The organism is Flavobacterium daejeonense DSM 17708, from assembly GCF_000425425.1.
In the GTDB taxonomy this organism is placed as follows: domain Bacteria; phylum Bacteroidota; class Bacteroidia; order Flavobacteriales; family Flavobacteriaceae; genus Flavobacterium; species Flavobacterium daejeonense.
In genome coordinates, this window is record NZ_AUDK01000017.1 from 66,683 (window position 1) to 91,671 (window position 24,989).

At 33.0% G+C, this 24,989-nt stretch carries 19 protein-coding genes and 1 pseudogene; 10 read left to right on the forward strand and 10 right to left on the reverse strand.

The features are described 5' to 3' along the window. Positions 1 to 5: 5 nt before the first annotated feature. From H599_RS0112345 to H599_RS0112370, 5 genes are all read left to right on the forward strand, one after another. Positions 6 to 1,631 (forward strand): DUF4957 domain-containing protein, encoded by a 1,626-nt coding sequence (locus tag H599_RS0112345; protein ID WP_026714422.1) that lies wholly within the window; start codon positions 6 to 8, stop codon positions 1,629 to 1,631. Between the two features lie 131 nt (positions 1,632 to 1,762). Further along, positions 1,763 to 3,322 (forward strand): pectate lyase, encoded by a 1,560-nt coding sequence (pelA, locus tag H599_RS20590; RefSeq protein ID WP_155960780.1) that lies wholly within the window; start codon positions 1,763 to 1,765, stop codon positions 3,320 to 3,322. 242 nt (positions 3,323 to 3,564) lie between these two features. Continuing rightward, on the forward strand, positions 3,565 to 4,566 hold the full coding sequence (locus H599_RS19670; protein WP_081810561.1) for a pectinesterase family protein: 1,002 nt from the start codon (positions 3,565 to 3,567) through the stop codon (positions 4,564 to 4,566). A gap of 52 nt (positions 4,567 to 4,618) precedes the next feature. After that, a complete protein-coding gene (locus tag H599_RS0112365) occupies positions 4,619 to 7,087 on the forward strand; it encodes a glycoside hydrolase family 95 protein (protein WP_026714423.1) in 2,469 nt (822 codons plus the stop codon). 121 nt (positions 7,088 to 7,208) lie between these two features. After that, positions 7,209 to 8,837: a glycoside hydrolase family 43 protein gene (locus H599_RS0112370; protein WP_026714424.1), complete on the forward strand. Its 1,629-nt coding sequence runs from the start codon at positions 7,209 to 7,211 to the stop codon at positions 8,835 to 8,837. 128 nt (positions 8,838 to 8,965) lie between these two features. On the opposite strand, the gene H599_RS0112375 is transcribed toward H599_RS0112370, so the two are convergent. Beyond that, on the reverse strand, positions 8,966 to 13,369 hold the full coding sequence (locus tag H599_RS0112375) for a hybrid sensor histidine kinase/response regulator transcription factor (protein ID WP_035141564.1): 4,404 nt from the start codon (positions 13,367 to 13,369) through the stop codon (positions 8,966 to 8,968). Between the two features lie 430 nt (positions 13,370 to 13,799). After that, positions 13,800 to 14,288, reverse strand: coding sequence for a helix-turn-helix transcriptional regulator (locus H599_RS0112380; protein WP_026714426.1), 489 nt, complete (start codon positions 14,286 to 14,288; stop codon positions 13,800 to 13,802). 53 nt (positions 14,289 to 14,341) lie between these two features. Here H599_RS0112380 and H599_RS0112385 point away from each other — a divergent pair, with 53 nt between their 5' ends. After that, positions 14,342 to 14,656 (forward strand): HipA N-terminal domain-containing protein, encoded by a 315-nt coding sequence (locus H599_RS0112385; RefSeq protein WP_026714427.1) that lies wholly within the window; start codon positions 14,342 to 14,344, stop codon positions 14,654 to 14,656. A gap of 348 nt (positions 14,657 to 15,004) precedes the next feature. On the opposite strand, the gene H599_RS0112390 is transcribed toward H599_RS0112385, so the two are convergent. The 3 genes from H599_RS0112390 to H599_RS0112400 are packed head-to-tail and all read right to left on the reverse strand — an operon-like array spanning position 15,005 to position 16,379. After that, positions 15,005 to 15,454 (reverse strand): hypothetical protein, encoded by a 450-nt coding sequence (locus H599_RS0112390; RefSeq protein WP_026714428.1) that lies wholly within the window; start codon positions 15,452 to 15,454, stop codon positions 15,005 to 15,007. 8 nt (positions 15,455 to 15,462) lie between these two features. Continuing rightward, positions 15,463 to 15,855 (reverse strand): helix-turn-helix domain-containing protein, encoded by a 393-nt coding sequence (locus tag H599_RS20360; protein WP_051590736.1) that lies wholly within the window; start codon positions 15,853 to 15,855, stop codon positions 15,463 to 15,465. After that, positions 15,855 to 16,379 (reverse strand): hypothetical protein, encoded by a 525-nt coding sequence (locus H599_RS0112400; protein WP_026714429.1) that lies wholly within the window; start codon positions 16,377 to 16,379, stop codon positions 15,855 to 15,857. The genes H599_RS20360 and H599_RS0112400 overlap by 1 nt, the downstream gene beginning before the upstream one ends. A gap of 184 nt (positions 16,380 to 16,563) precedes the next feature. Between H599_RS0112400 and H599_RS20790 the strand changes: the two genes are divergently transcribed. Beyond that, positions 16,564 to 16,716, forward strand: coding sequence for a hypothetical protein (locus H599_RS20790; protein WP_155960781.1), 153 nt, complete (start codon positions 16,564 to 16,566; stop codon positions 16,714 to 16,716). Between the two features lie 73 nt (positions 16,717 to 16,789). Here the strand turns inward: H599_RS20790 and H599_RS0112410 are convergent, their stop codons facing one another. Then, complete coding sequence (locus H599_RS0112410; RefSeq protein WP_026714430.1) at positions 16,790 to 17,695, reverse strand: DUF5655 domain-containing protein; 906 nt, start codon at positions 17,693 to 17,695, stop codon at positions 16,790 to 16,792. A gap of 506 nt (positions 17,696 to 18,201) precedes the next feature. Continuing rightward, positions 18,202 to 18,807: pseudogene (locus H599_RS21225) on the reverse strand (DNA-methyltransferase); the annotation flags it as partial. Between the two features lie 83 nt (positions 18,808 to 18,890). Between H599_RS21225 and H599_RS0112420 the strand changes: the two are divergent. After that, entirely contained in the window at positions 18,891 to 19,370 is a 480-nt protein-coding gene (locus H599_RS0112420) for a DNA N-6-adenine-methyltransferase (RefSeq protein ID WP_026714431.1), read from the forward strand. 2 nt (positions 19,371 to 19,372) lie between these two features. Here H599_RS0112420 and H599_RS19685 read toward each other — a convergent pair whose 3' ends face one another. The 3 genes from H599_RS19685 to mnmE form a co-directional block, all read right to left on the reverse strand. Continuing rightward, the gene (locus H599_RS19685; RefSeq protein WP_035141567.1) at positions 19,373 to 19,573 is read right to left on the reverse strand and encodes a hypothetical protein; all 201 of its coding nucleotides are present in this window, start codon (positions 19,571 to 19,573) and stop codon (positions 19,373 to 19,375) included. Positions 19,574 to 19,575: 2 nt separating this feature from the next. After that, positions 19,576 to 20,340 (reverse strand): DpnI domain-containing protein, encoded by a 765-nt coding sequence (locus H599_RS0112430; protein WP_026714432.1) that lies wholly within the window; start codon positions 20,338 to 20,340, stop codon positions 19,576 to 19,578. A 361-nt stretch (positions 20,341 to 20,701) separates the two neighbouring features. Continuing rightward, positions 20,702 to 22,114, reverse strand: a complete 1,413-nt coding sequence (gene mnmE, locus H599_RS0112435; protein WP_026714433.1) for a tRNA uridine-5-carboxymethylaminomethyl(34) synthesis GTPase MnmE — start codon at positions 22,112 to 22,114, stop codon at positions 20,702 to 20,704. 146 nt (positions 22,115 to 22,260) lie between these two features. On the opposite strand from mnmE, the gene H599_RS0112440 reads away from it, so the two are divergent. Both H599_RS0112440 and H599_RS0112445 read left to right on the forward strand, forming a co-directional pair. Next, positions 22,261 to 23,094, forward strand: a complete 834-nt coding sequence (locus H599_RS0112440) for a universal stress protein (RefSeq protein WP_026714434.1) — start codon at positions 22,261 to 22,263, stop codon at positions 23,092 to 23,094. A 107-nt stretch (positions 23,095 to 23,201) separates the two neighbouring features. Then, a complete protein-coding gene (locus H599_RS0112445) occupies positions 23,202 to 24,974 on the forward strand; it encodes a MutS-related protein (RefSeq protein WP_026714435.1) in 1,773 nt (590 codons plus the stop codon). Positions 24,975 to 24,989 lie beyond the last annotated feature (15 nt).

Sequence of the window (24,989 nt, forward strand, 5' to 3'; positions counted from 1 at the left end):
AAAAAATGAAAAATTTAAACAAAAATATATACAGAATAATACTTTTCTTTTTTGGAGTATTATTCCTTTATTCTTGTAGCGAGAATGAAGATATGGTTAAGCAAACCAGGCTTTTTAGACCCGTTTTGAATAAGCCCTTAAATTCTATTGATAATACTATTATTGTCAGTATGGCCAAAATGAAATCGGCAATTGCATATAAAGTAGAAATTAGTAGAGATACTTTTAAAACGGTGATTAAAACTTATGAAGGGAGTAGTAATGAGGTTGTCTTTGACAATTTAGTGTGGAATGCTTCATATCAGGTAAGAGCTATTGCCTACGCTTCTGACGAACAATATAATAGTAAAATGTCCGAATTAGGAGATATAAAAACGCAACGTTTTCCTTCTATAATGGCAATACCTGTAAGATCAGATGTAATTGATACCGGAGCTAAAGTACATTGGGCTACAGTAGATGCCGGAGCAGAAGTGACAGATATTAAAGTTTTTGCTTTTGAAGACGAGTTATTGCAAACTCCTTTAGCCAGTTATCCTACTACGGACGATGAAAAACTAAATGGAGAAAAAATCATTTATGGATTAACACCGGGAACCAAATATCAAATTGCCATTTATAGTGGTTCAACAGTAAGAGGTTGGGAAGTTTATACTACCAAAGAGCCTTTACCTACTGGACCGGACGTTATTGATTTAAGAGGAACTAATGATCCTGGTTTGTTAATGAGTGCATTGGCTTCTGCACCCGAAGCTAGTACCATTATTTTGGATGGAAATTATACTTATAACGCTACAGGATTTAGCTTCAGTAAATCTGTAACTATTAAGAGCGGATATAGTTTTGTACCGGGAGGAGCTAAAATAGCGGTCTCTAGTCAGTTTAAATTTGTAGAAAATTCGAATATTACTTCTGTTGTTTTTGATGGAGTTTCTTTGTATCAACCATTATCTCCGGGAACAAATCCTTCGGGTTATTTATTTAGCCCTGATAAATCATATACTATTAACGAATTGAAATTTGACAATTGTAGAATTTATGATTTTAGAGGTCTTATGAGAAGTAGATCGGGAACTACAGGATTGTTAAATAATTTTATAATTAATAATTCGATTGTTACCAATATAAGGGATTATTCTGTTTTAATGAATGAGTCAACATCAGGATTTAATTTTGGAAATATTCTATTCAAAAACTCAACACTTTATAAGTGTCAAAAATTCCTTGTAAATAAAGCTACAACTCCTGTGACAAGTATAAAAATTGAGGATTGTACTTTTAGTGAAGTAGTTGCTGCTGGTGCCAATTTATTTGAATTTGCTTCTAATAGTACTGATGGTGTATTTTTTACTAATACAATTATTTCAAGAGGATGGGATTTATCAAATACCCAAGTCTATGCTTTTAACTTTGTTAAGTCAGGAACTATGGCAGAAACTTCATTTATATTTACTAATACTTATGATACCTCTGATACGGCTTATACAGTTGGTCCTCCATCACCAATTAATTTTAGGTATTCAGGAACTTCTACTTCCTTATGGGAAGATTATGCTAATGGAAATTTTGCATTCATTGACTCTGGTTTTGGAGGTTTAAGAGATTGTGGAGATCCGCGTTGGAGATTGTAATAAAATAGTTAGTTTTTAGTTTTTTTTGAGGCGTGCTTATTTATATGCATGCCTCTTTTAATACTTCCTGAATTTAAAAGATATTATTTTAAATAATCGATCTGCTTTTTTGATTGAAAAAAATCTACGAAATGAAAAAAATCATAGTTTTAATTTGTCTGACTTTGTTTGTTTCCTGTTCTAAAGATGCTTTAGGAGAAGTACAGGTAAAAACAATTGTCATTAATGGTGATAATTCTCTAACAAGTACACCAAAACAATTAACAGCAACAGTGTTGCCAACAGATGCCACAAACAAGGAACTTACTTGGAGTGTTTCTGACCCAAGTGTGGCAGTAATTTCAGAAACCGGACTTTTGACCGGACTTAAAAACGGAACCGTAAAAGTTACAGCCACTGCCAAAGACGGCTCAGGAAGTAAAGGAGATAAAACCTATACCGTTTCCGGAATAACAACAGCTGCGGTATTGATACAAAGTATTTCCATAACCAATGCATCGATTACTAATGGACAACCTTTGCAGTTGACTACTCAAATTAGCCCCGAAAATGCCAGTAACAAAACACTTACTTGGACAACTTCCAGTCAGGCTATTGCTACTGTAAATGCTGACGGATTATTAACACCAAGATTAAACGGAACGGTTACAGTTACAGCCACAACCACAGACGGAAGCGGAAAAAGTGCGCAAATTCAGATTACTATTTCAGGAGTGACAGCAACGTATGCCACCACAGTAAGAGGAGAAAGTATTTTATTGTGGCAAAGAAGTAACGGCGGATGGGGAAAAGCAGTTCCGGATTTAAATGATTACAATTTGGTGCAAACAGATCAACAAAAAGCTACTGCTTTGGCCTCAAAAAATAATACTGATACCACGATAGATAATGGTCATGTGGTAACGGAGTTAAGATGGTTATTAGCCGACTATAAAACAACTCAGAATCCTAATTATTTATTAGCAGCCGAAAAAGCCATTGATTATTTGTTTTTAGCACAATATGCTAATGGTGGCTGGCCACAGTATTATCCGGATAAAAGTGGTTACCGACATCAGATAACCTATAATGATAATGCGATGGCTAATGTGATGAATTTGATGTGGGACATTAGTAAAGGAAAAAACAACATGGATTTAGTTAATCCTAACTATAAGAATAAAGCAGTTACCGCTTTTAATAAAGGAATCGATATTATTTTACAAACACAGATTTCTTATAAAGGCAAAAAAACAGTTTGGTGCGCGCAGCATGATGAGGTTACTTTACAACCTGCTTTGGCCAGAGCTTACGAATTACCTTCTTTTAGTGGTTCGGAATCGGTGGGAGTTGTAAAGGTTTTAATGTTGGTTGAACAACCTTCAGCAGCAGTAAAACAAGCCATAAAGGATGCTATGGATTGGTTTAACGGCGCTAAGTTATTTGATATTACAACTCAAAAAATTACCGATGCTTCTCAACCTACGGGTCAGGATGTCATTGTGGTTTCTTCTCCCGGAAATGTTATCTGGGCAAGATTTTATGATTTAACAAACAATTTGCCTATGTTTTGCGGACGTGACGGAATTCCAAAAACAACATTGGCAGAAATTGATAATGAAAGAAGAGTGGGTTATGCCTGGTATGGTAACTGGCCGGCGACTTTAATCAGTACGGATTATCCAAATTGGAAGTCAAAAAACGGGTTATAAGCAAGGTATAAGCGTTCTTTTTAATTAGAAAAAGATAGTAAAAAAAGTTATAAAATTTACTTGTCTTTTTCTAATTATTCTAAATAGAGCAATATGCCCCCATTCAAATTGTTTTTTATCCCCACTATTTCGATAAAGTAGTTTTTATATTTGTTAAACTAGCAAATATAGCTTATCAAAAAAAATAATTTTGTAAAGAGAAAATTTTGTATTAACCAACATTAATAAAAATATAAAAAATAATGATTGCAAAATTTTTGATGGTTTCTGTTTTTTTAACGAATAGTTTTTTTGTTGAGGCAGCTAGTTATTCCAGAAAAGGTAAAATCCAAATAGAAAAAGTAAAGGCCTATGATATAATTGTTGCTGCTGATGGTACAGCTGATTATAAAACGGTACAGGAAGCATTGAATTCAGTTGCGCCTCTTAAGACAAAGGAGACTAAAATTTTAATAAAAAATGGCGTTTATAAAGAGAAATTGGAAGTAATCAGGGATAAAAACAATATTACTTTAATTGGAGAAAGTAAAGAAAATGTTATCCTTACTTATGATGATTATGCTTCGAAGAAAAATGCTTCAGGAGAAGGTATAGGAACATCAGGATCAGCCAGTTTTATTGTTACAGCTGATAATTTTAAAGCTCAGAATATCACCTTCGAAAATTCATCAGGACCTGTAGGTCAGGCAGTCGCCGTGAGGGTTGATGGGGATAAAATTATTTTTGATAATTGTAAATTTCTGGGTTTTCAGGATACGCTGTATCCTCGTAGTGCCACAAGCAGACAGTATTATAAAAATTGTTATATAGAAGGAACTGTCGATTTTATTTTTGGAGCTTCAACGGCAGTTTTTGATCAGTGTGAAATTTTTGCAAAAGCAAGAGCTGGTTATTTAACCGCCGCCAGCACTTTGGAAAACTCTTGCTATGGTTTGGTATTTTTAAATTGCAAATTGACTACGAATTCAGGAAATAGCAGCTATTACTTAGGAAGACCCTGGCGACCTTATGCTAAAACAGTTTTTATTCAATGCGAAATGGCTGCACATATTAAATCGGAAGGCTGGCATAACTGGAGTAAACCGGAAGCAGAAACTACTACTTTTTATGGCGAATATCAATCTACAGGAGCAGGAGGAAACACAGCTTCACGTGTGAGTTGGTCCCATTTGTTAACATCAGAACAATTTACTAAAGAATATACTCTTGCTGCTATTTTTAAAGATTGGGTTCCTGTTTTGTAGGTTTTAGAAATTAGGAGAGTCAGAAACTTTCATCAAACATAAAGAATAAAAAATGAATCGAATTAAGATTATTACGGGCTGTTTAGTACTGTCTATAAGTGTTTTTCAGGGAAATGCCCAGCAGAAATTAAAACTTCAGTATGATAAGCCATCAACGAATTGGAACGAAGCTTTGCCAATAGGAAATGGTCGTTTAGGCGCTATGGTTTTTGGAAATCCACAAAAGGAAGAATTGCAATTAAATGAGGAAACCGTTTGGGCCGGAGAACCGGGGAATAATGTGCCTAAAAATGTTTATTCAAATATTGAGGAAATCCGAAAATTACTTTTTGCAGGTAAGAATAAAGAAGCTCAGGATTTAGCCAATACAACTTTCCCGAGACAGGCACCTGCTGATCTTAATTATGGAATGCCGTATCAAACCGTAGGAAGTTTATGGATTGAATTTCCGGGTCATGAAAGTTTTACAGATTATAAACGAGATTTAGATATAGAAAAAGCGGTTTCGTCAGTAAGTTATAAAGCAAACGGGATTACTTATAAAAGGGAAGTTTTCGCTTCTTTTGCAGACGATGTTATTTTGGTAAAATTAACAGCGGATAAGAAAAAAAGCATTAGCTTTTCGTTGTCGGCAACAACTCCGCAGGCAATTCATAATTTTAAAGCAAAAGATAACAAACTATTTTTTGAAGGAACAACGGCAAGTGTTGACAATAAAATAGGTAAAGTGAAATTCATTGGAGAAGCGGCTTGTACTTTACAAGGAGGAAAACTAACTGCTACTGCTGATAAGTTAACCGTTAAGGATGCCGATGAGGTTATCATTCGTATTGCTATCGCTACTAATTTTAAAAATTACAAAGATTTATCGGCAAATCCTTCTGAAAAAAACGCTGCAACTTTAGTTAAAGCTTCTAAGAAAACTTATGCCAAATCTTTTCAAGATCATGTTATTGCCTATCAAAAATATTTCAACAGAGTATCTTTGTATTTAGGCGATTCACCTCAATCCAATAAAACAACCGATGTGAGAATCAAGGAATTTGCTACTTCTTATGATCCGCAACTAGTAGCGCTTTATTTTCAGTTTGGAAGGTATTTATTGATTTCAAGTTCACAGCCGGGTAATCAGCCGGCGAATCTTCAGGGGATTTGGAATCATAAATTATCGCCTCCATGGGATAGTAAATACACGGTAAACATTAATACCGAAATGAATTATTGGCCTGCCGAAATAACCAATCTGAGCGAAATGCACCAGCCTTTATTCAGTATGCTGAAGGATTTAGCTGTAACGGGTAAAGAAAGTGCCTCAGAAATGTATCATGCCCGAGGTTGGAATTTGCATCATAATACCGATTTATGGCGCATGACCGGAGTGGTTGACGGTGGTTTTTATGGTCTTTGGCCAATGGGTGGTGCCTGGCTTACCCAGCATTTGTGGCAACATTATCTATATACAGGAGATAAAGCATTTTTAAAGGAATATTATCCGGTTCTAAAAGGCGCGGCGCAATTTTATCTGGATGTACTTCAGGAAGAGCCTGAACACAAATGGTTAGTGATGGCACCATCAATGTCTCCCGAAAATACCTATGAGAAAAGTGTAGGCGTTTCTGCAGGGACTACAATGGATAATCAATTGGTTTTTGATATTTTCAATAATATCGTTAATGCATCTAAAATTTTAGAAACTGATAAACCTTTTGCCGATTCGGTTGCTGTAGCTATTAAAAGATTGCCTCCAATGCAAATTGGAAAAATGTCACAATTACAGGAATGGTTGCATGATTGGGACAAACCCAACGATCATCATCGTCATATTTCACATTTGTATGGTTTGTTTCCTTCAGGACAAATTTCACCATTTAAGACACCACAATTAGTTGAAGCAGCCAAAAATACCTTGATTTCCAGAGGCGATGTTTCCACTGGATGGTCTATGGGCTGGAAGGTAAATTGGTGGGCACGATTATTAGACGGAAACAGAGCTTTCAAATTAATCAAGGATCAATTAAGTCCGGCTCCTACTGAAAGTAAAGGACAGCAGGGAGGAACTTATCCAAATCTTTTAGATGCGCATCCGCCGTTTCAAATAGATGGAAATTTTGGTTGTACAGCCGGAATTACCGAAATGTTATTGCAAAGTTACGATGGGGCTATTTATCTGCTTCCTGCGTTGCCGGACGATTTTAAAAACGGAAAAGCAACAGGTTTAAAAGCCAGAGGCGGTTTTGAAGTAGCGATCGAATGGGAAAATGGAAAGCTAAAAAAACTGATTGTAAAATCGGCTTTAGGAGGGAATTGCAGATTGCGTCTGGCGTCTGATGTTATTTTAGTGGGCGATATAAAATTAGAGGAAGCCAAAGGAGAAAACTCAAATGTTTTTTACAAAGTTGAACAAATTAAAACACCTTTGATTTCAGAAAAAGCAGCTTTAAAAGGTTATCAATCTCCTGAAACTAAGTTGTATGATTTTGAAACCGAAGCTGGAAAAACGTATAGTTTTGAAGTGGATTAAAGTTTTAAAATAGGGCTTTTTACAAGCAAAATATAAAATGGTTGTTGTGGGGAAACAACTTTAGTTACATTTGCTGAAGTCGTTTCGCCCTTTATTATTAATTCAAATAAATAATTTTTTAGTGAGAAAGTTAAAATTTACATCGTTAGTAATGTTATCCTTAATGGGAAGTATTTATGCTCAAAATGATAAAAAAAATGTTTCAGAAGTTTGGGTTTCCGATTTAGGAAATGGAAAATATAATAACCCGGTTCTTTATGCCGATTATTCCGATCCGGATGTATGCAGAGTAGGGAAAGATTACTATATGACTGCTTCGTCTTTCAATTGTATTCCCGGATTACCAATCTTGCATTCTAATGATTTGGTCAATTGGGAATTGGTCAATTATGCCTTACCTAAACAGCCTCCGTTTGATATTTTTGATAAAGTACAACATGGAAATGGCGTTTGGGCACCTTGTATTCGTTATCAAAACGGGGAGTTTTACATTTTTTATCCGGATCCGGATTATGGAATTTATATGACCAAAACCAAAAATCCTAAGGAGAAATGGAGTGAACCTATTTTAGTGAAACCCGGAAAAGGAATTATCGATCCGGCTCCATTTTGGGATGAAGACGGGAAAGCCTATTTAGGTTATGCCCTGGCTGGCAGTCGCGCCGGAACGAAGAGTGTTTTAATGATGTGTTCTATGAATATTGAGGGTACTCAGGCCAATGATGATGATATTATTTTGTTTGATGGTCACACAAATCATACTACGGTAGAAGGACCAAAATTTTATAAGAGAAACGGTTATTATTATGTTTTCGCACCTGCGGGCGGAGTAGCAACAGGATGGCAGTTGATTTTACGTTCTAAGAATATCTATGGTCCTTATGAAGAGAAAATTGTTTTAGAACAAGGAAAAACAAATATAAATGGCCCACATCAGGGAGCTTGGGTAGATACGGTAACGGGAGAAGACTGGTTTATTCATTTTCAGGATCAGGGAGCTTACGGTCGTGTGGTTCATTTGAATCCGATGAGCTGGAAAGATAACTGGCCGGTTATGGGAGTAGATTATGATAAAAATGGAATAGGAGAGCCTGTATCGACTTATAAAAAGCCAAATGTTGGAGCAACTTATCCGTTGGCAACACCACCGGATTCGGATGAATTTAATTTGCCAAGTCAGGGTTTGCAATGGCAATGGCACGCTAATAAAAATTTGGTTTGGGGTTATCCATCGGCGGGAATGGGCTTTTTTAGACTTAATTGTATTCCAAAACCGGAAAATTATGTGAGTTTATGGCAGGTGTCAAATATTTTGGCTCAAAAATTTCCGGCTGAGGAGTTTACGGCTACAACCAAATTTGATTTTACGGCAAATTTCGATAATGAAGAATTTGGATTTTTGGTAATGGGAAGAAGCTATAGTTATCTTGCTGTAAAACAAATTGCAGGAAAATTAAAATTGATTCAGGCAACAGGCAATCAGGCTGATAAAGGAAAAGCGGAAAAAATAATCGAAATTGCCGATTTGAATTCCGGTTCGCTTTATTTCAGAGTTAAAGTGGAAAAAGGGGCTTTGTGTCAATTTTATTATAGTTATGACAATAAAAAATTCATGAAAGCGGGTTCGGAATTTAAAGCATCAGAAGGAACCTGGATTGGTGCAAAACTAGGTTTTGTGGCTTTAAGAGAAGGTATTATCAATAATGCGGGTTATAGCAATATAGATTGGATTCGGTTTACTAAAAACTAATTATCCTGATTTATAAGTGTAAAAAAAGTATTGACATTAGATATTTAGTCAATACTTTTTTTATTTATTATTGATAATAAAATAGTTATTTAGATTATTTAATGTTTTAATTTAAGCTGTTTTGCTAGTTAATCGTTCTTAGAATTACGATATTCACTTGGAGTTTGACCGTATTTATTTTTAAAAGTTTTACTGAAATATTTAATATCTGAAAATCCCGTCATGTAAGCAATTTCTTTGATAAGTAATTGACTGTTTGTAAGCAATTGTGCGGCTCTTTTGATACGAATATCCCGGATGAATTCTACCGGAGTAAAGCCGGTGAGACTTTTAATTTTGTTGTTAAAAGAAGTTCGGTTAAGCCCGATTATTGTTCCCAAATCTTCAACTGAAAAGTCATTATTATCCATATTTTCTTCGATAACCTGCATTACTTTTTGCATAATTTGTTCATCCTGATCGGTAATTAAATAAGGTTTCGGATCGTATTTTTTGGTTTCGTTTTCAGGTTTGTCATAGGCATCAAAAATGCTTTGCAATCTTTTGCGTTGTTCCAGCAAATTAATAATTCGGGCTTTGAGGTAAGCAACGCTAAAAGGTTTGGTTATATAATCGTCGGCACCATAGGAAAGTCCTTCTAATTTACTTTCGATAGTCGTTTTGGCAGTTAAAAGAATAACCGGAATATGACTGGTTTCAATATTGGTTCTGATTTTTTTCAGAAATTCAACTCCGTCCATTATCGGCATCATAATATCACTAATAATGAAGTCCGGCGAATGATCCAGTGTTTTTTGATAACCAATAGCTCCGTTTTCGGCTTCCAGTATTTCATAATCTTCTTCAAGAATATTTTTGATGAACATTAATAGTTTTAAATCATCTTCAACAATTAAAACTTTAATTTTTTCGCTTGAATTTTCCTGATTTTTGTACAGTGCGACAGGTTGGGTTTTGATTAAATTTCGTTCCTCTGTATCCTGAATAGCTTCTTTACTAATAAATTCTACATCATCGGTGAAATGGCTGTTACCGGTTTTAAATAATATTGAAAACGTACTTCCTTTGTTGGTTTGACTTTCAAAATAGAGTTCACCCTGATGTTTTTCGACTAATTCTTTAACTAATGCTAATCCGATTCCGGTGCTTGGATTATTTTCATTTTTGTTGAAAGAAGCAAAACGATTAAAAATACTTTGTTGGTGTTCTTGGGAAATTCCAATTCCTTCGTCAACAACGGTCAGTGTTATATTTTTTTCCGTTTTTTTAATATAAACAGTGATGGATTTGTTATCCGGAGTATATTTGAAAGCATTGGACAAAAGGTTCATGATGATTTTTTCCAAAGCGCTATGATCAGCCCATAATTTGATGTCTTCGCCTTCAATTTCTAATTGATACTTAATGTTTCTTTCCTGAGCGATTTCGAAAAAATTATTAAAAATATCGCTAACAAATTCGATGAGATTAATCTCTGAAATTTTCAACTTTTGATATTGAATTTTTCTGAAATCCAAAATTTGATTTACCAATCTTTGTAATCTATTGGTGCTTTGAGCCACAAAAGACAATTGTTTTTTTATAATTTCCGGAGTTCGGTTGTCGTTTATTAAATACTCAATTGGGCCAGAAATCAGGGTCAGGGGAGTACGTAATTCATGGGAAATATCGACGAAGAATTTTTGTTTTAAATCAAATATTTCTTTTTCATTTTTTGCAGCAGTTTTTAAGCTGTAAATAGTAAGTACCGTGCGATTGATGAGATAAATGATACCAACAAACAATAAAACATAAAGGATATAAGCCACCGTTGTATTCCATAAAGCCGGTTTGACTTCAATAGTAATACTTCTTTGATTGTTTACCCAATAGCCCTGACTATTGGTTGACTTTACTTTAAAAGTATAAGTCCCTTTTGGAACATTGGTATAAAAAGCGGTTCTCTGTTTGTGTACATAGTTCCAGTTTTCGTCAAAACCTTCGAGTTTATAGGCATATTTGATGTTTTTTGGATTGATGTAATCCAGAGCAGCAAATTGAATGTTAAAGAAATTTTGATTGTGTTTCAGTGTTATATTTTTGCTGTTATCTAATGCAAATTTTAGTGGAGAAGTCTCGTTGATAGCCACTGGCTGGTTGAATAGTTGCAATGCGGTTAACGCCAGATAAGGTTTGAAGTTGTTTGGTTTTATTTGGTCAGGAAAAAAATGAAGAAAGCCTTCAGAATAGCCAAACAGCAATTCTCCGCTGTCTAGTTTTACTCGTGTTGCTTCGGTAAAATTTTTATAAGACATAATCGGTTTTACATCGGTAAAAACTTCAAAGCGTTCGTCAGCCGGATTGAAACGCATTAAAATATAATCTGTTGTAATCCATAATTTTCCATCATTATCTTCTATCATCGAAAGAATGTTATTGGAAGGGAGCCCGTCTTTTAAAGTATAATTTTTAAAAGTAAGTGGATAACCCAATGAATTTTTTGTTAAAACCCGACTAATTCCGCCATCGGCAGTTGCAATAAAAGTTTTTCCGTTTTTAGCAATACAAAGATCAATAACGTCGTTACTATTTAAGGATTTTTTGTCGCTTTTGGTGACTTCGTAAATAGTTATGTTCTCTGTCGAATTTAGATTTTTAGAAGGATTTAGAACTAAAAGCCCCGTGGTGCTTCCAATATACATTAAGCCTTTTGCATCCTGCGTAATACAACGAATATTAATATGTTTTTTTAATAAATCGGATTTCCATTGATTATTGGTGTTGATAAAACGTACGGATTGGTTTACGGAAGAAATTTGATTCAGACCTCCCCATGTTCCTACCCAAATTTTTTGGGTTTTATCTTCAAAAATGGAGTAGATATTGTCGTCGCTCAAACTATAAGGATTAGTACTGTTATGAGTATAATGATTTACAGTGAAATTATAATTTTGGTCTTTTGGAGTAAGTTTATAAATTCCATTTCCACGGGTACCAATCCATATATTTGATTGAGAATCCTGCATAATATTATAAACAGCTTTTTGCCAGGTAACATTATTTTGTAGGTGACCGTTTGGTGACAAGTGACCAATTCGATTTAGTTTTTTGTCATAAATAATAATCTGATTTTGTTTAGTAGCGACCCAAATGTTTTTGTTTTTATCCTGAAATAAAGCTCTGACATCATTTCGGATGGTTGGAATTGTCGGATTATGAGTGTGTAATGCTTTGAAATTAGCCTGACTAAAAACTACTTTTACAACACCATTAGTTTGGGTATTGTACCAAAGATTCCCCTGTTTGTCAAAAAAAGCAATGTGGAAATTATTATTGAAATTACCATTAGGAAAATAAGGCGAAGATGCTGCAAATGGTATTAATTCATTTTTTACCGGATCGTATTTAGAAAAATTACCGCCTCGTGGCTGAACCCAAATATCACCTTTAGAGTCGGTTAAAACCATAGGAAGAGTTGGGCCAAATGTAGCCGAAAAAATATCGGTTTTTGCAGAGAAATATTTTAATTGTTTTGTTTTAAAATTAAACAACGATATTCCCAGATTATCTTTGTTTATAAACCATAATAGTTGTCCTTTTGTAAGATAAACATAGCTGAGGTTTTTTGTGTTTAATTGTGGGAAATTTGTCGAATTGTAGTTCTCTATTTGACCTGTAAAAATATTTATGGTACAAAAACCTTTTTGGTCGGTAATGGCTAAAATTCGTTGCTTATCTAACTTTTCAATTTTGATAACATTGGCATTGAGTTCTAATTTTTGTGTGCGGTAATTTTTGGTTCCTTTATCATATTTGATGATAATTCCGTTGCTTCCTCCAAACCAAATTTCATCATCGAGTTCTACTGCCGAGTAAAAAGCATTTGAAGTGTTGTTTTTGGGAATTAAATAGAAAGGTTTTTCGTTTGTTTTACGGAATCCAATCGCCGCAATTCCTTTGTCGGTTAAGAGCCAGGAATTTTTTTGACGGTCTTCAAAAACATCGTTGATAATATTGGTGTTTAAAGTATGCTTTTGAGTATGGTAAATTTTGTTAGAATAGTTTTTGTCGCTTATCAAAATGGCACCATTATTTTTTGAAAGTAACCATACGAAGCCAGATTTATTAGGGGTTATTTTTTTGATTTCGAAATTGTTATCCGGGATGTTTTGGATTAATTCGGTTCCCCAAAACGTTTCTGTTTTTGGATCAAAACAATAAGCTTTTGTTTCATTAGCAAAAGCTTTCATCCAAATTCGTCCGTAATAATCTTCCACAATCCAATTGATACGATTGTTTTTCATTAATACTTTGTCCTTGGCAGTTGTTTTAAAATTTTGAAAAGTATAGCCGTTGTATTTGCTTAAACCATTTGTGGTTGCCAGCCAAATAAAGCCTTTTTTATCCTGTATAACTTGATTGATAATATTGTGCGGGAGTCCGTCTTCAACGAGATAATTTTCGAAAGAACAGTTTTCCTGACTATAAACTATTTTAGTCAGAGATAACAGAAATAAAAGGATTAAATAGTTCTTAAGCAATGTTATTTTCATTTTGTAATTGTCCTTTTGGGGTTTAACAAAAAATAGAATAATAAAATTTTAAGTTGATTTTATAGTAGGTGGAAAGATACAGTTTAACTATTTACTTTTCTAAAAATGTGCATAAATTGTTAAAGTTATAAACAAGTAAAAATAGTCCCGGATGCCTTTTTATAACGGTGTTGTTTTGCATAAAAAGGTAGGGGGTTTTACAATTTTACCTCATTATTGAGCTGTAAATTCATTTTTGCAGAATTCACAGATGCGGGTAATTTTCATGTTACTACTCATAGAAAAGCGACTTTAAGTGTCCTATTGTGACTAAGGGTTTAAGAGGGTATAGGTGTACATACGTGGTACTGTATTTAATAGATTAACTATTATTATGGATAGTAAAAGAAATTATAACTTTTTAAATTTTAGAATAACTTCTTCAAAATTCTTATTTATTTTTATAAACAGTATAGTATTTACGAGTATTTTGATCAAGTGCATTTTTTATTTGATCACTGTTATAGAAACGTTTAATTTCTTCCATTTCAATATCATTACCACGTTCAAATACCCGTTTAATAACGGCTATATTTTGTTTTTTCCAGTCAATTTTAGAAATGTCTGTATCCCAAAATAAAGATTTTCTTAAAAGAGTTAGATTTGGAGTATTTTGCTTTGTTTTATTTTTTTCTTCTTTGATATCAAAATAGGTTTGCAAAAGAGCAAGAGAGCCTTCCTCTAAATTTAATTTTTCTTCAATTTTCAAAGCCAGTGCTATATTGAGTTTTCTTCTGCCTTTAGTTATTGCATTTAATGTTTGTGGATGTTCACCAATAGAAATTGCAAAAGGACGCTGTGAAATCGCTTTTTTCTTAAGTAAACGCTCCAATAGTATTCCAGGATGGATACCTTTGTATTTTTCTATTAGTTTATTCATAATACAAGTATAAACAATTTCGCTTATATTTTGTAAGCTATAACTAAATAATCATGAGAAAAGCAATCATATTAGTACACGGAAAAAGAGCAGGTGTTTTAACTGAAGCTTCTTCAAAAGAATACTATTTTGAATATGATGAAAATTATGGAGGGGAAGCAGTTTCGTTAACCATGCCTGTAAGCCATAAAAAATATTGTTATACATCTTTTCCTCCTTTTTTTGAAGGCTTATTACCTGAAGGTATTATGTTAGAAGGATTATTACGTCTTTCAAAAATTGATAAAAATGATTATTTTTCTCAATTAGTTATCAAAGGAAATAATTTAGTAGGGGCTGTAACAGTTAAATTGTTAGAAAAAGAATAGAGTCTCATTACTTGTATTATTGAAGTTACTCCACCAAAAAGGAAGAATTACTTGTAGTAACAGATTAACAAATGAAACATGAGACAGCAAATTTAGCGACTAAAGAGGATTTTGAAAACGCATCCAAAAATCTAAAAAGATTAATGTTAGGACTATTTATTGTATTGTTTTTACTGGTATTGGGGTTGTATTTTATATAAACGAACACAAAAACAATATTTCAACTAAAAACAATCATTAATCTTATCCTAAAAAATAGATAAGGTTCACATCTGTAACAACTTCATAAAAATTATTCTCCTCACAAAACATAAAGTTGTTAAACTAAAAATTATTTAATAAAACATTTTATCTTTTACTATTTAACAAAGAAGGTATTGAAATTACAGGAAGTAAAACGGATTCTAAAACCGTATCTTTCCATTTAGCAAAAAGAATTCCTCGAAGTGTTGAAAATGAAATTCCTAAGAGTGTGCCTACAAAGACACCGTTGAAAACCGCTTTATCTTCAATCAGCTGATAGTGGTTTTTTAAGTCTTCAATTTGAAAAAAGAAATCAATTTCATAATCACCTCCTTGATTAATTGATTTTTCATTGATTCTACCATCCATATCAACGAACAATCTTATTTTTACCAGTTGCTTTTCCAGATTGTGCATCACGTTATGTGCAATTGTAAAATTGTAAATTGGATTTTGAGGTAACTTATCGTCTAGCACAACTGTGTTCTCTTTAATCCACTTAATGTTCGTTAAATGAATTTTTTCCGGGATTATTTGATTTGGGTTATTTTCCATAACATGAATTAGGAAGCTTTTTTATCGATTTCAAAACCATTAGTAAACACCTCTGATTTTTCAAACAAAGTATCTTCTTCTATCTCCTTATTTACGGCTACTTTAAAATATACATACTCTTTTTGAGGCTCTATATAAATAATATCTTCTCCCAGTACCGTTTCAATTTTAGTAATGGTTTTGGTTGTAAAAGTATGTGTACCAGTTAACCACTTACTGATTTCAGAAGGTTTTTTATTTAATAAGCGTGCTAAATCAGCAGCTTTTAGTCCTCGTTTTTGAAGCATTTCGTAGATTTTATGGGCAATTGCCGTGTTTTTTTCTACTAATTTTTCAATTTCGGGACTGCCATTTTCATCCAACCAGTCGTTTATAATATTCTTTTTTGGAAATTCCATCATTACAAGTTTAATTTAAAATCATCATTAACTTCAATCAAAGATGCATCACCGATCCATCTGATTTCTTTTTCTCTAAATGCCTGATCAATAGCTTTAGTAAGTTGATTAGCCAGTTTAAAGTGTGATTTAACGTTAGGACATTCTTGTGCTTTTTGTTTTGTTTTCGTTGCTCCGCCAAAGAGGAACACTACGTTTTCATTGGCTCTTAGACAATACAGCCGTAGATTATTGGCTTTAGCTTTGCCACATTCGGTATATTGAGGCTTACGATCTTTACCTTTTGGTGGTAATGCTGCTGTATCGGCAGTTTCTGCTTCGGGTCTAAAAAAGTGTGATTGTGCGCCATATTTATCACCAATTTGTTTAATCCATGCTAACACATGATTCAATTTCTCTCTTTCTGTATTTTCATGACAAATAATAAAATGTTCGAAAACACTTTTATCATCGTGATTGATACATACAGAATAATACGCTACTTTTTTGTAACGCGCTATCGGTTTTATATGTGCAAAAGTATTCACTTATAAGTTATTATCCAAATTATTATTCACTTTTAAATTAACTTTAATAAACTAGATAATCTAATTCTATAAATTAACAAGAATTACCAAATGTAAACAAAGTTTTATTTTTTAGACTCCATTTTATAGAAAATAGATTTTATTTTTAAATTTAAAAAGGTAAACAATCAGTTAACTTTATTTTATGACTCTCGCTATTTTATTCTCCGTAAAACATGCGGTGATTAAGTGGGGTATTCACCGCGTTTCTAAAATGGTGCTTGAAATTTCTTTTCTATCAGAGGATATGAAAGAAAAATATTTGGAATTGTTGGAAAACAGAGTAGGGAGGTTTTAAGGAGGTAGATATAATGATTTTTCACCGCAAAAAATTAGGCTACTTGACATGCATAATTTGCACATTTTTGTAATTATACAATTGCCTGCTTTATCAAGCTCATTATGTATTCAAGATTCGCAGTATTAGTAACAATTGTTTCATAGTCACCATTTCCCCAATGACCAGTTTCTGAAACATCTTTCATCAAGTTTTTAGGGTCGTCTAGCTCTCCTTTTTTGAGGTTGATGAAGATTTTAAGTCCTTTCTTAAGTAGAACAATATCAGCGATATTTTTGTTCTTTTTGAAGGCAACGTATAGTTTTTTAGGAACAATTTCTACATCATCTGTTAGGTTGAGAATGGCGTTTTTAAAGGTTTCGTATAATTCTACGATTTCTTCAGTAGCCTTATTTAAATGGTCTTCTTCGGTATAGACCTTTATTTCATCGGTTACCGATTTTATAACTGTATTTTGTTGTGTAAGAGGTTTAATACTCTCTGCTGATTTGGTTTTCTTAATAGGATTGATACTTATCAAATCATTTTCATAGCGTTTTATTTCCCAAAGTTCTATGGCTATGTCTTTGAAGTTAGTTGCTAAACGCTGGTTTTCTGTAAAGCTAGGAGAAACAAAAATCACTCGTGTTTGTGACCAGTCTATTGTGTTGCTGTGTAAGGTTTTGTTTAGTGTTTCGTTATAACACAATACAAAATCAGCTTTGTTTTCCAACATTAAGCTTAGGTAGGTAAAACCCTGGTCAACTACACTTGCATTTTTATCTCTTTTGTATTCAATAATGATAAATGCGTTTGATTGTGTATCATAAGCCAAGGTATCAATACGTTTTCCTTTAATACTAAACTCGCTTTTCACTATTTCCAAGCCAGTAATTTGAAATAGGTTTTGCTCAAACAACGTTTGTATTTCCCTTTCAAGTTGGAAAGGTTTTTCGTTTAATTGCGAAACTTGATTATGGTTGAGTTTGTATAAATTCATTAGATTATTGATTTTTATTTTAAGTAAAGTTAGAATATATTTTCAGATAAAGTTAAAACAGGAAGATAGTTGGCTGATTTTAGCTCATATTCCTCACAATATGCTGCCATCCACTTTTTAATATTCTTATTGTTTTCTATTGAAATATCTTCTAAGAAATAGTCTTTTAATTTCACTTCAAAATAATATTCTGTTTTTGAATTTTCTTTACCTTTTATTTTTGACTTGTGTTTGTGTTTGATGGATTCTATTTCACCAAAATAAGAAGTTAAATGAAATGGTTTTGTCCTGCCTCCTGAATAGATAACTAATTTTTTTGCATTGTGTAAATCATAAGGAAATTCCAAGAAATTATTTTGTTTGTCTGTTGAATGAAAATAAAAAGTGTTTAACTGTCTTAATTTATTTAAGTCTTTACTTCTGATATATCCCAAAGCCAGACGTTCTTTAGGCTGAGGCTCCTCTTTTAAATATAATTGCAATTGTTTTTTGGTCTCAAATCCATTTATTTTTTGTTTGTATTCGGATGCAATTTGTTCGTTTTCGATTTCTAGTTTTCTGTTTTTACTAATTTCAAGAAATTCGGTTTCCATATCAATACCTAAATATCTTCTGCCTAATAAATTGGCAGCAATACCAGTTGTGGAACTCCCTGTAAATGGATCCAGAATCCAAGCATTTGGTTTTGTGGAAGCTAATATGATGCGGGTTAAAACAGCAAGTGGTTTTTGAGTTGGGTGTTTGCCACAGGATTTTTCTCAACGGGCAATAGCCGGTAATTTCCAAACATCTTTCATTTGTTTATCACCGTTCAATTGCTTCATTAATTCATAATTGTAATAATGAGGCACTTTTTCTTTTTTACGTGCCCAGATGATTAACTCGGCTGAATGTGTAAAAAAACGACAGGAAAAATTAGGGGGTGGATTGTTCTTTTCCCAAGTGATTACATTTAGAATTTTAAAATCTAACTCTTGCAACAATTGACCAATAGAAAAAATATTATGATAGGTTCCACTTATCCAAATTGTACCATCGTCTTTTAGTTTTTCTCCAATTAATTTTAACCATTCTATATTGTTATTATTCTGCATATCAATTAGTTTTGATTTGTGATTTAATTAATTGAAAATGATCTTGTTATAACTTGTTTTTCTAAAAAAATGATCTAATATTTGCATCAAATCATATAGATATGAATACATCATTTGAGCGTTGTGAAAACACAAAAGTAGAATGGCTTACGCCGCCAGAATTAGTGAAAAAATTAGGGGAATTTGACCTAGACCCTTGCAGTCCAATTAATGCACCTTTTTTACACGCTAAAAATAATTTTACTGTTTTAGATAACGGTTTAAGTCAAAAATGGTTTGGTAGAGTTTACCTAAATCCACCTTATGGAAGAGGAATGGAATTATGGTTAGAAAAATTAAAATTTCATGGAAATGGCATAGCACTAATTTTTGCAAGAACTGAAACAAAATGTTTTTTTGAGCATATTTGGAATGATGCAGACGCTGTTTTATTTGTTAAAGGGAGAATTAGATTTTATCACATTTCAGGAATTCAAGCAGGTACACCAGGTGCTCCAAGTGTATTTATTGCTTATGGTAAAGAAAATGCTTTTGCCCTTAAAAATTGCGGTATAGAAGGAAGATTTCTAGCATTAAAGTAAAATCATGCTATTTCATAGCAAATAAATTCTGCAACATTAAATTCACTATCAATTATCCATGTGTTTTCAATTAATAGTTTTTTTAATGCTTCATCTTCATTGTTAATATCTTCAACAATTCCAATAACTTGCATATTTTCAACTTCTTCTCCATTTGGAGAAAATGTACTTCCTTCAGTTGTAATAAAAATATATTTCTTCATTTTTATGTTTTTTTGTAAGTACCTCTTCCGTTAAATTCAATTAAACCTTTGTCTCTTAAAAACTGTAATTGTTGACGAATTTTATCTTTGATGTGGTTGTTGTTTGGGTATTTAATAGTAAGTTCTTTTTCAAAGTGATAAACTTCTTTCAAAGTAAAATCTTTTTTTGGAATTTTTTCTATACAATTTAAAATATCTAATATCCAGCCTTTTGATTCTATGCTCTTTTCTCTTAAAAATTGTGTCTTATTAAAAGCTTCTTGAACTAATTCAGGTTTAACGATATTTGAATTATTTACTATAAATATTTTTCCTAAATTGGAAATTGTGGAAATATTGATGTTACACCCAATCCAACCTGCTCTTTTTGCATTATCAGATAAAGGAGGCCTTTTTATAATAATTTCTGGTGTAAAAAACTGTTTTGGAATTATTAAAAAGTTATCTACTGTATTTTGTTTATTATATGTAAGAAAGAAAAAATTAGGGTTCGTATTAGAAGTTATTCTTTGAATCATAGTGGTGTATGCACCATCGTTAATAATTCCACCTAATTTTCCATTTTTACTTTTTAATTCAAATTCTTCTGTACATTTAATGCAATAAAAATCTGCAACAGGTCTATTGTTTTCGTATTCAAAAATAGGATTTTCACCACAACATGGGCAATATGAATTTTCTTTAACCCAATTTTCAGTTAGAACCCTTGCTATTTGAGAATTACTAGAATAACCTTCCGCAAATTTCATATTAAAATTTAAATTCATTTTAATGTTTTTTTTAGAATTTGTAAATCTTTTGCAGATTGTTTTGCATTTATTTGTTTCTTGTTATTTTTCAAAAATAGCATTTTTTATTTGGGTTGTTTTCTTTTTATAGTTTGATTTTTACAAATTTTATATTCAATTTTTTTGTTTCTGACCTGGATAGCAACAAAAAGCCCGCAAACAAAAAAAGCCTTTTATAAAATAAACCCCAAAATAGCGAATCCTGACTTTTCGGAGGAGCTCTTTTGGGGGTGTTTTTATGGACTGATTCCTGCGGATTTGTATTGTATAGCCAGAAAAAGTAGCCTAATTATTTTTTTGAATGTAAACTACCAACTGTAACTCCTGACTGATCACTACATTATTTCCCGATACAAAAATTAGCAAAAATATTCCCAAGTAATTCATCGTTAGTCACCTGTCCGGTAATCATTCCGAATTGATACAAGGCTTCTTTGATATCCAGTGCCATCAGGTCACTTGAAAGACCTGTTTCTAATCCAAATTTTACTTTTTGTATTTCTTCCAAGGCTTTTAAAAGCGAATCATAGTGACGGGTGTTAGTTACAATAGTTTCGTTGTTTCGCAAAGCTCCGGTGTTGACAAAAGAGAGCAGTTGGTTTTTTAATTCTTCAACCCCAATGTTTTGTTTGGCGGAAATAAATAGAGTTGTTAGTTGTTGGTTGTTAGTTGATAGTTTTGTCTCAATTGTATTTAATAGCTTATCAGGGAGCAAGTCTTTTTTATTGATAAGAATTAAAATCGGTTTTTGAGGGTATTGATTTTGTGTTCTGTTGATTTCAACAAGTAAATTATCTAGTTTTCCATCAACGGACAACTGACAACCATCAACTAAATACAAAATAACTTGAGCCTGTTCTATTTTCTCAAAAGTTTTCTTAATCCCGATACTTTCCACCACATCCTGCGTATCACGAATTCCGGCAGTGTCAATAAAACGGAAACCAATGCCGCCAATGACTAATTCGTCTTCAATAGTGTCTCGGGTAGTCCCGGCAATGTCCGAAACGATGGCGCGTTCTTCGTTTAAAAGAGCATTTAACAGTGTCGATTTTCCTACATTCGGTTCACCTATAATAGCAACCGGAATTCCGTTTTTGATTACGTTTCCTACAGCAAAAGAGTCAATTAGTCTTTTTAAGACAAATTCGATGCGGTTAATCAATTCGTTAAACTGACTTCTGTCGGCAAATTCTACATCTTCTTCGGCAAAGTCTAATTCTAATTCGATAAGAGAAGCAAAATTTAATAGTTCTTCACGCAGTTTGGCAATTTCATTCGAAAATCCACCACGCATTTGCTGCATTGCAATTTGGTGAGAAGCCTCGTTGTCAGACGAAATTAAGTCAGCAACAGCTTCGGCTTGAGATAAGTCCAGTTTTCCGTTTAAGAAAGCTCTTAGTGTAAACTCTCCGGCATCGGCCATGCGACAGCCTTTTCTTAATAATAATTGAATAATTTGTTGTTGAATATAAGTCGATCCGTGGCAGGAAATCTCAACAGTATTTTCGCCGGTATAGGAATTAGGTCCTTTGAAAACAGAAACCAATACCTGATCCAAAGTTTTTGCCTCGTCCACAATATGCCCTAAATGCAAAGTGTGTGATTTTTGTTTCGTTAAATCTTTGTTTTTTATTGATTTAAAAACAGTGTTCACGATGCTGATGGCATCCTGTCCGGAAACACGTATGATGGCAATGGCTCCGGTTCCTGAAGCTGTGGCCAGCGCGACTATTGAATCGTTGTTAAGCATTTTTTTCTGAATTGGCTGCAAAGGTACTAAATCTGGTTAAGTATTGTTAAAACTTATAACATAAAAGCATAATTTATTGGGAATTAAAGCGTTAAAATTGTATCTTTATTGGGTTAGCTAAGGTTTAATTTTACAACTGATTTAAAATGAAACGCATCTTATTTCCTACCGATTTTTCTGAAACTGCCACCAATGCTTTTATTCATGCTTTAGAATTTGCCAATTGCATTGAGGGTGAGTTGATATTGTTACACGCTTTTGATTTGCCTGTTTTCGACAGCCAGTATTTTCCGGAAAATTATATGCTGATTTACGAATCGGTGGAGTTGACCCAATTTGAATTTTTTAAAGATGAATTACCTAAATTGCATGCTATTGCTCAGGAACGTAATTTGAGTCATATAAAAATGTCTCATCGGTTGATGGACGGAAATTTGTTGGGAACCATCGAAAGGTCGATTCAGGAAGATAAAATCGATTTTATCGTTATGGGAACAGAAGGTGAAAAAAGCTGGACCGAATTGTTCCTAGGAACCCGAACAACTGCGGTAATTTCGGATGTAGATATACCGGTGTTGAGTATTCCGGCTGAGGCCAAATTTAAAACGATAAAAAACATTGGTTTTACAACCCGATTTAGACCCAAAGACAAGCCGGCTTTGAAAAATGTGGTTGAAATTGCCAAAAAAATGAATGCCAAAGTTAAATGTCTCTATGTTAAAACGGATGCTTCGGATGTTTCCAAAGAAACGATTAAACAATGGGAAGAAGAATTTGCCAATGATCCGGTGGGATTTAATGTGGTTTTAAGCGAAGAAGTGAAAGAAAGTATTCTTGATTTTATTCTGTTTAAAGATATCGATATGTTGATAATGTTGGCTTATAAGCATAACTTTTTTAAAAGTTTGTTTCATCACAGTTTAACTAAAGATATTGCAGCTCATTGGGATATTCCTATTTTAGCGATTCCTATTCAATAAGTTTTTGTGAATTTTGAGAAAATTTACGCTTTAACTTTTTTAAGATTAAGCTAAAAAAGGGCAATTATAATACAAGCTCCTTTATATTTGTATTTCATTTTTGAATTATGAATATATATCCGTCCAAAATTTCTTTTTTTACCGCTGAATTAAGTAAAATCAATCGAAAGTATAATTTAATTAGTTTGTTGCGATTAGGAAGTATTGCGCTTTTTTTATTGTCATTATATTATTATTTCCAGCAAAACAGCTTTCTTTATTTGTTGTTTTCCGGATTGTTTTTGGTCATTTTTATTGGGTTAATGCGAAGACATTCCCAACTTCAGTTTCAAAAAAAATTGAATCAGGCACTTTTGAATATCAATCAGGACGAGTTGGGTTTTTTGGAACGAAAAAAAATCCCCTTTGAAAATGGAGCTGAGTTTACAGATTTTCATCATCCTTATGCGTATGATTTGGATATTTTTGGAAATAATTCCCTGTTCCAATATTTGAACAGAACGGCAACTTACATTGGAAAAAAGACTTTAGCAGATAGTTTGTTGCAAAAATCTTCTAACAAACAAATTCAGGAAAATCAACAAGCAACAAAAGAGTTGACTTCAAAAGTAGAATTTCGTCAGGAATTTTTGGCTTTAGCCAAAGTTGCCGAAGATAATGAACCGAGTTACAAATCTTTGTTGGCCTGGAGCCGGTCTAACAGCAGGCCTTTACCTAAATGGACTTTATTTTTCTCTTATATAAGTCCGGTTGTTTTTTTGATAACTTTTATGGCTTACTTATTCACTTCTGATTTGATTATTTTGAAGAGTTTAAGTTATTTGTTTATCCTCAATCTGATCATTTTAGGTAAGTTTTTAAAACGAATTCAGTTAGAAATAGCTAAATCGGATGATATTGATAAAATAATTAGACAGTATGCACTTTTGCTGGAGAAAATAGAAAAAGAACATTTTTCGGCACCAAGATTGGTGGAATTACAGCAGCAGTTGAAGCTGAAAAAAGAAAATGCAAGCTTGCATTTAAAACAATTATCCGAATTATTTTCGAGAAATGATACTATTGCCAATTTGATTACGGCGGTTGTTTTCAACGGAACTTTTTTGTTTAATTTTCATGTTTTAAAGGCTTTATTGACTTGGAAAAAAGAACATGCAGCCGCTCTTGAAGATTGGCTGACGGTTATTGGAGAAATTGAAAAATTAAACAGCTTTGCTAATTTAGCTCATAATAATCCGGATTATTGCTTTCCTGTTTTAAATACTGATTTTAAAATTGATTTTACTAATCTGAGTCATCCTTTATTGAATCCAAAAACAAGAGTAGGGAATGACGTCGTTTTTTATCCGCAATCCTTTATGATTTTAACGGGTTCGAATATGTCCGGTAAAAGTACTTTTTTGAGAAGTTTGGGAATTAATATGGTTTTGGCAGGTAGTGGTTCAGTAGTTTGTGCGACGCAGGCACAGGTTCATCCGTTAGCAGTTTTAGTTTCTATGCGACTTTCGGATTCTTTGTCGGATAGTGAATCGTATTTCTTTGCCGAAATCAAACGTTTAAAGCAAATTATGGAAAGTCTCACAGCGGAAGTTTCCTTTGTTTTATTGGACGAAATTTTACGTGGAACGAATTCTGATGATAAGAGAAACGGAACTATTGAAGTGGTGAAAAAGCTGATTACTAAAAAAGCCATCGGAGCCATTGCGACTCACGATATCGAAGTGTGTTTGACAACAAATGAATTTTCGGAGATTTTAACTAATAATTGTTTTGAAGTCGAAATCCTGAATGATGAGCTACATTTTGATTATAAACTTCGTAAAGGTATTTGTCAAAATAAAAGTGCCAGTTTCCTGATGAAGAAAATGGAGATTATTTGATTTTTTAGCCGCTAA

Coding starts and splice junctions, on each gene's coding strand:
- H599_RS0112345 (WP_026714422.1), top strand. CDS start 6: ATGAAAAATTTAAACAAAAATATATACAGAATAATACTTTTCTTTTTT.
- pelA (WP_155960780.1), top strand. CDS start 1,763: ATGAAAAAAATCATAGTTTTAATTTGTCTGACTTTGTTTGTTTCCTGT.
- H599_RS19670 (WP_081810561.1), top strand. CDS start 3,565: ATGATTGCAAAATTTTTGATGGTTTCTGTTTTTTTAACGAATAGTTTT.
- H599_RS0112365 (WP_026714423.1), top strand. CDS start 4,619: ATGAATCGAATTAAGATTATTACGGGCTGTTTAGTACTGTCTATAAGT.
- H599_RS0112375 (WP_035141564.1), bottom strand. CDS start 13,369: ATGAAAATAACATTGCTTAAGAACTATTTAATCCTTTTATTTCTGTTA.
- H599_RS0112380 (WP_026714426.1), bottom strand. CDS start 14,288: ATGAATAAACTAATAGAAAAATACAAAGGTATCCATCCTGGAATACTA.
- H599_RS0112385 (WP_026714427.1), top strand. CDS start 14,342: ATGAGAAAAGCAATCATATTAGTACACGGAAAAAGAGCAGGTGTTTTA.
- H599_RS0112390 (WP_026714428.1), bottom strand. CDS start 15,454: ATGGAAAATAACCCAAATCAAATAATCCCGGAAAAAATTCATTTAACG.
- H599_RS20360 (WP_051590736.1), bottom strand. CDS start 15,855: ATGATGGAATTTCCAAAAAAGAATATTATAAACGACTGGTTGGATGAA.
- H599_RS20790 (WP_155960781.1), top strand. CDS start 16,564: ATGACTCTCGCTATTTTATTCTCCGTAAAACATGCGGTGATTAAGTGG.
- H599_RS0112410 (WP_026714430.1), bottom strand. CDS start 17,695: ATGAATTTATACAAACTCAACCATAATCAAGTTTCGCAATTAAACGAA.
- H599_RS0112420 (WP_026714431.1), top strand. CDS start 18,891: ATGAATACATCATTTGAGCGTTGTGAAAACACAAAAGTAGAATGGCTT.
- H599_RS19685 (WP_035141567.1), bottom strand. CDS start 19,573: ATGAAGAAATATATTTTTATTACAACTGAAGGAAGTACATTTTCTCCA.
- H599_RS0112430 (WP_026714432.1), bottom strand. CDS start 20,340: ATGAATTTAAATTTTAATATGAAATTTGCGGAAGGTTATTCTAGTAAT.
- mnmE (WP_026714433.1), bottom strand. CDS start 22,114: ATGCTTAACAACGATTCAATAGTCGCGCTGGCCACAGCTTCAGGAACC.
- H599_RS0112440 (WP_026714434.1), top strand. CDS start 22,261: ATGAAACGCATCTTATTTCCTACCGATTTTTCTGAAACTGCCACCAAT.
- H599_RS0112445 (WP_026714435.1), top strand. CDS start 23,202: ATGAATATATATCCGTCCAAAATTTCTTTTTTTACCGCTGAATTAAGT.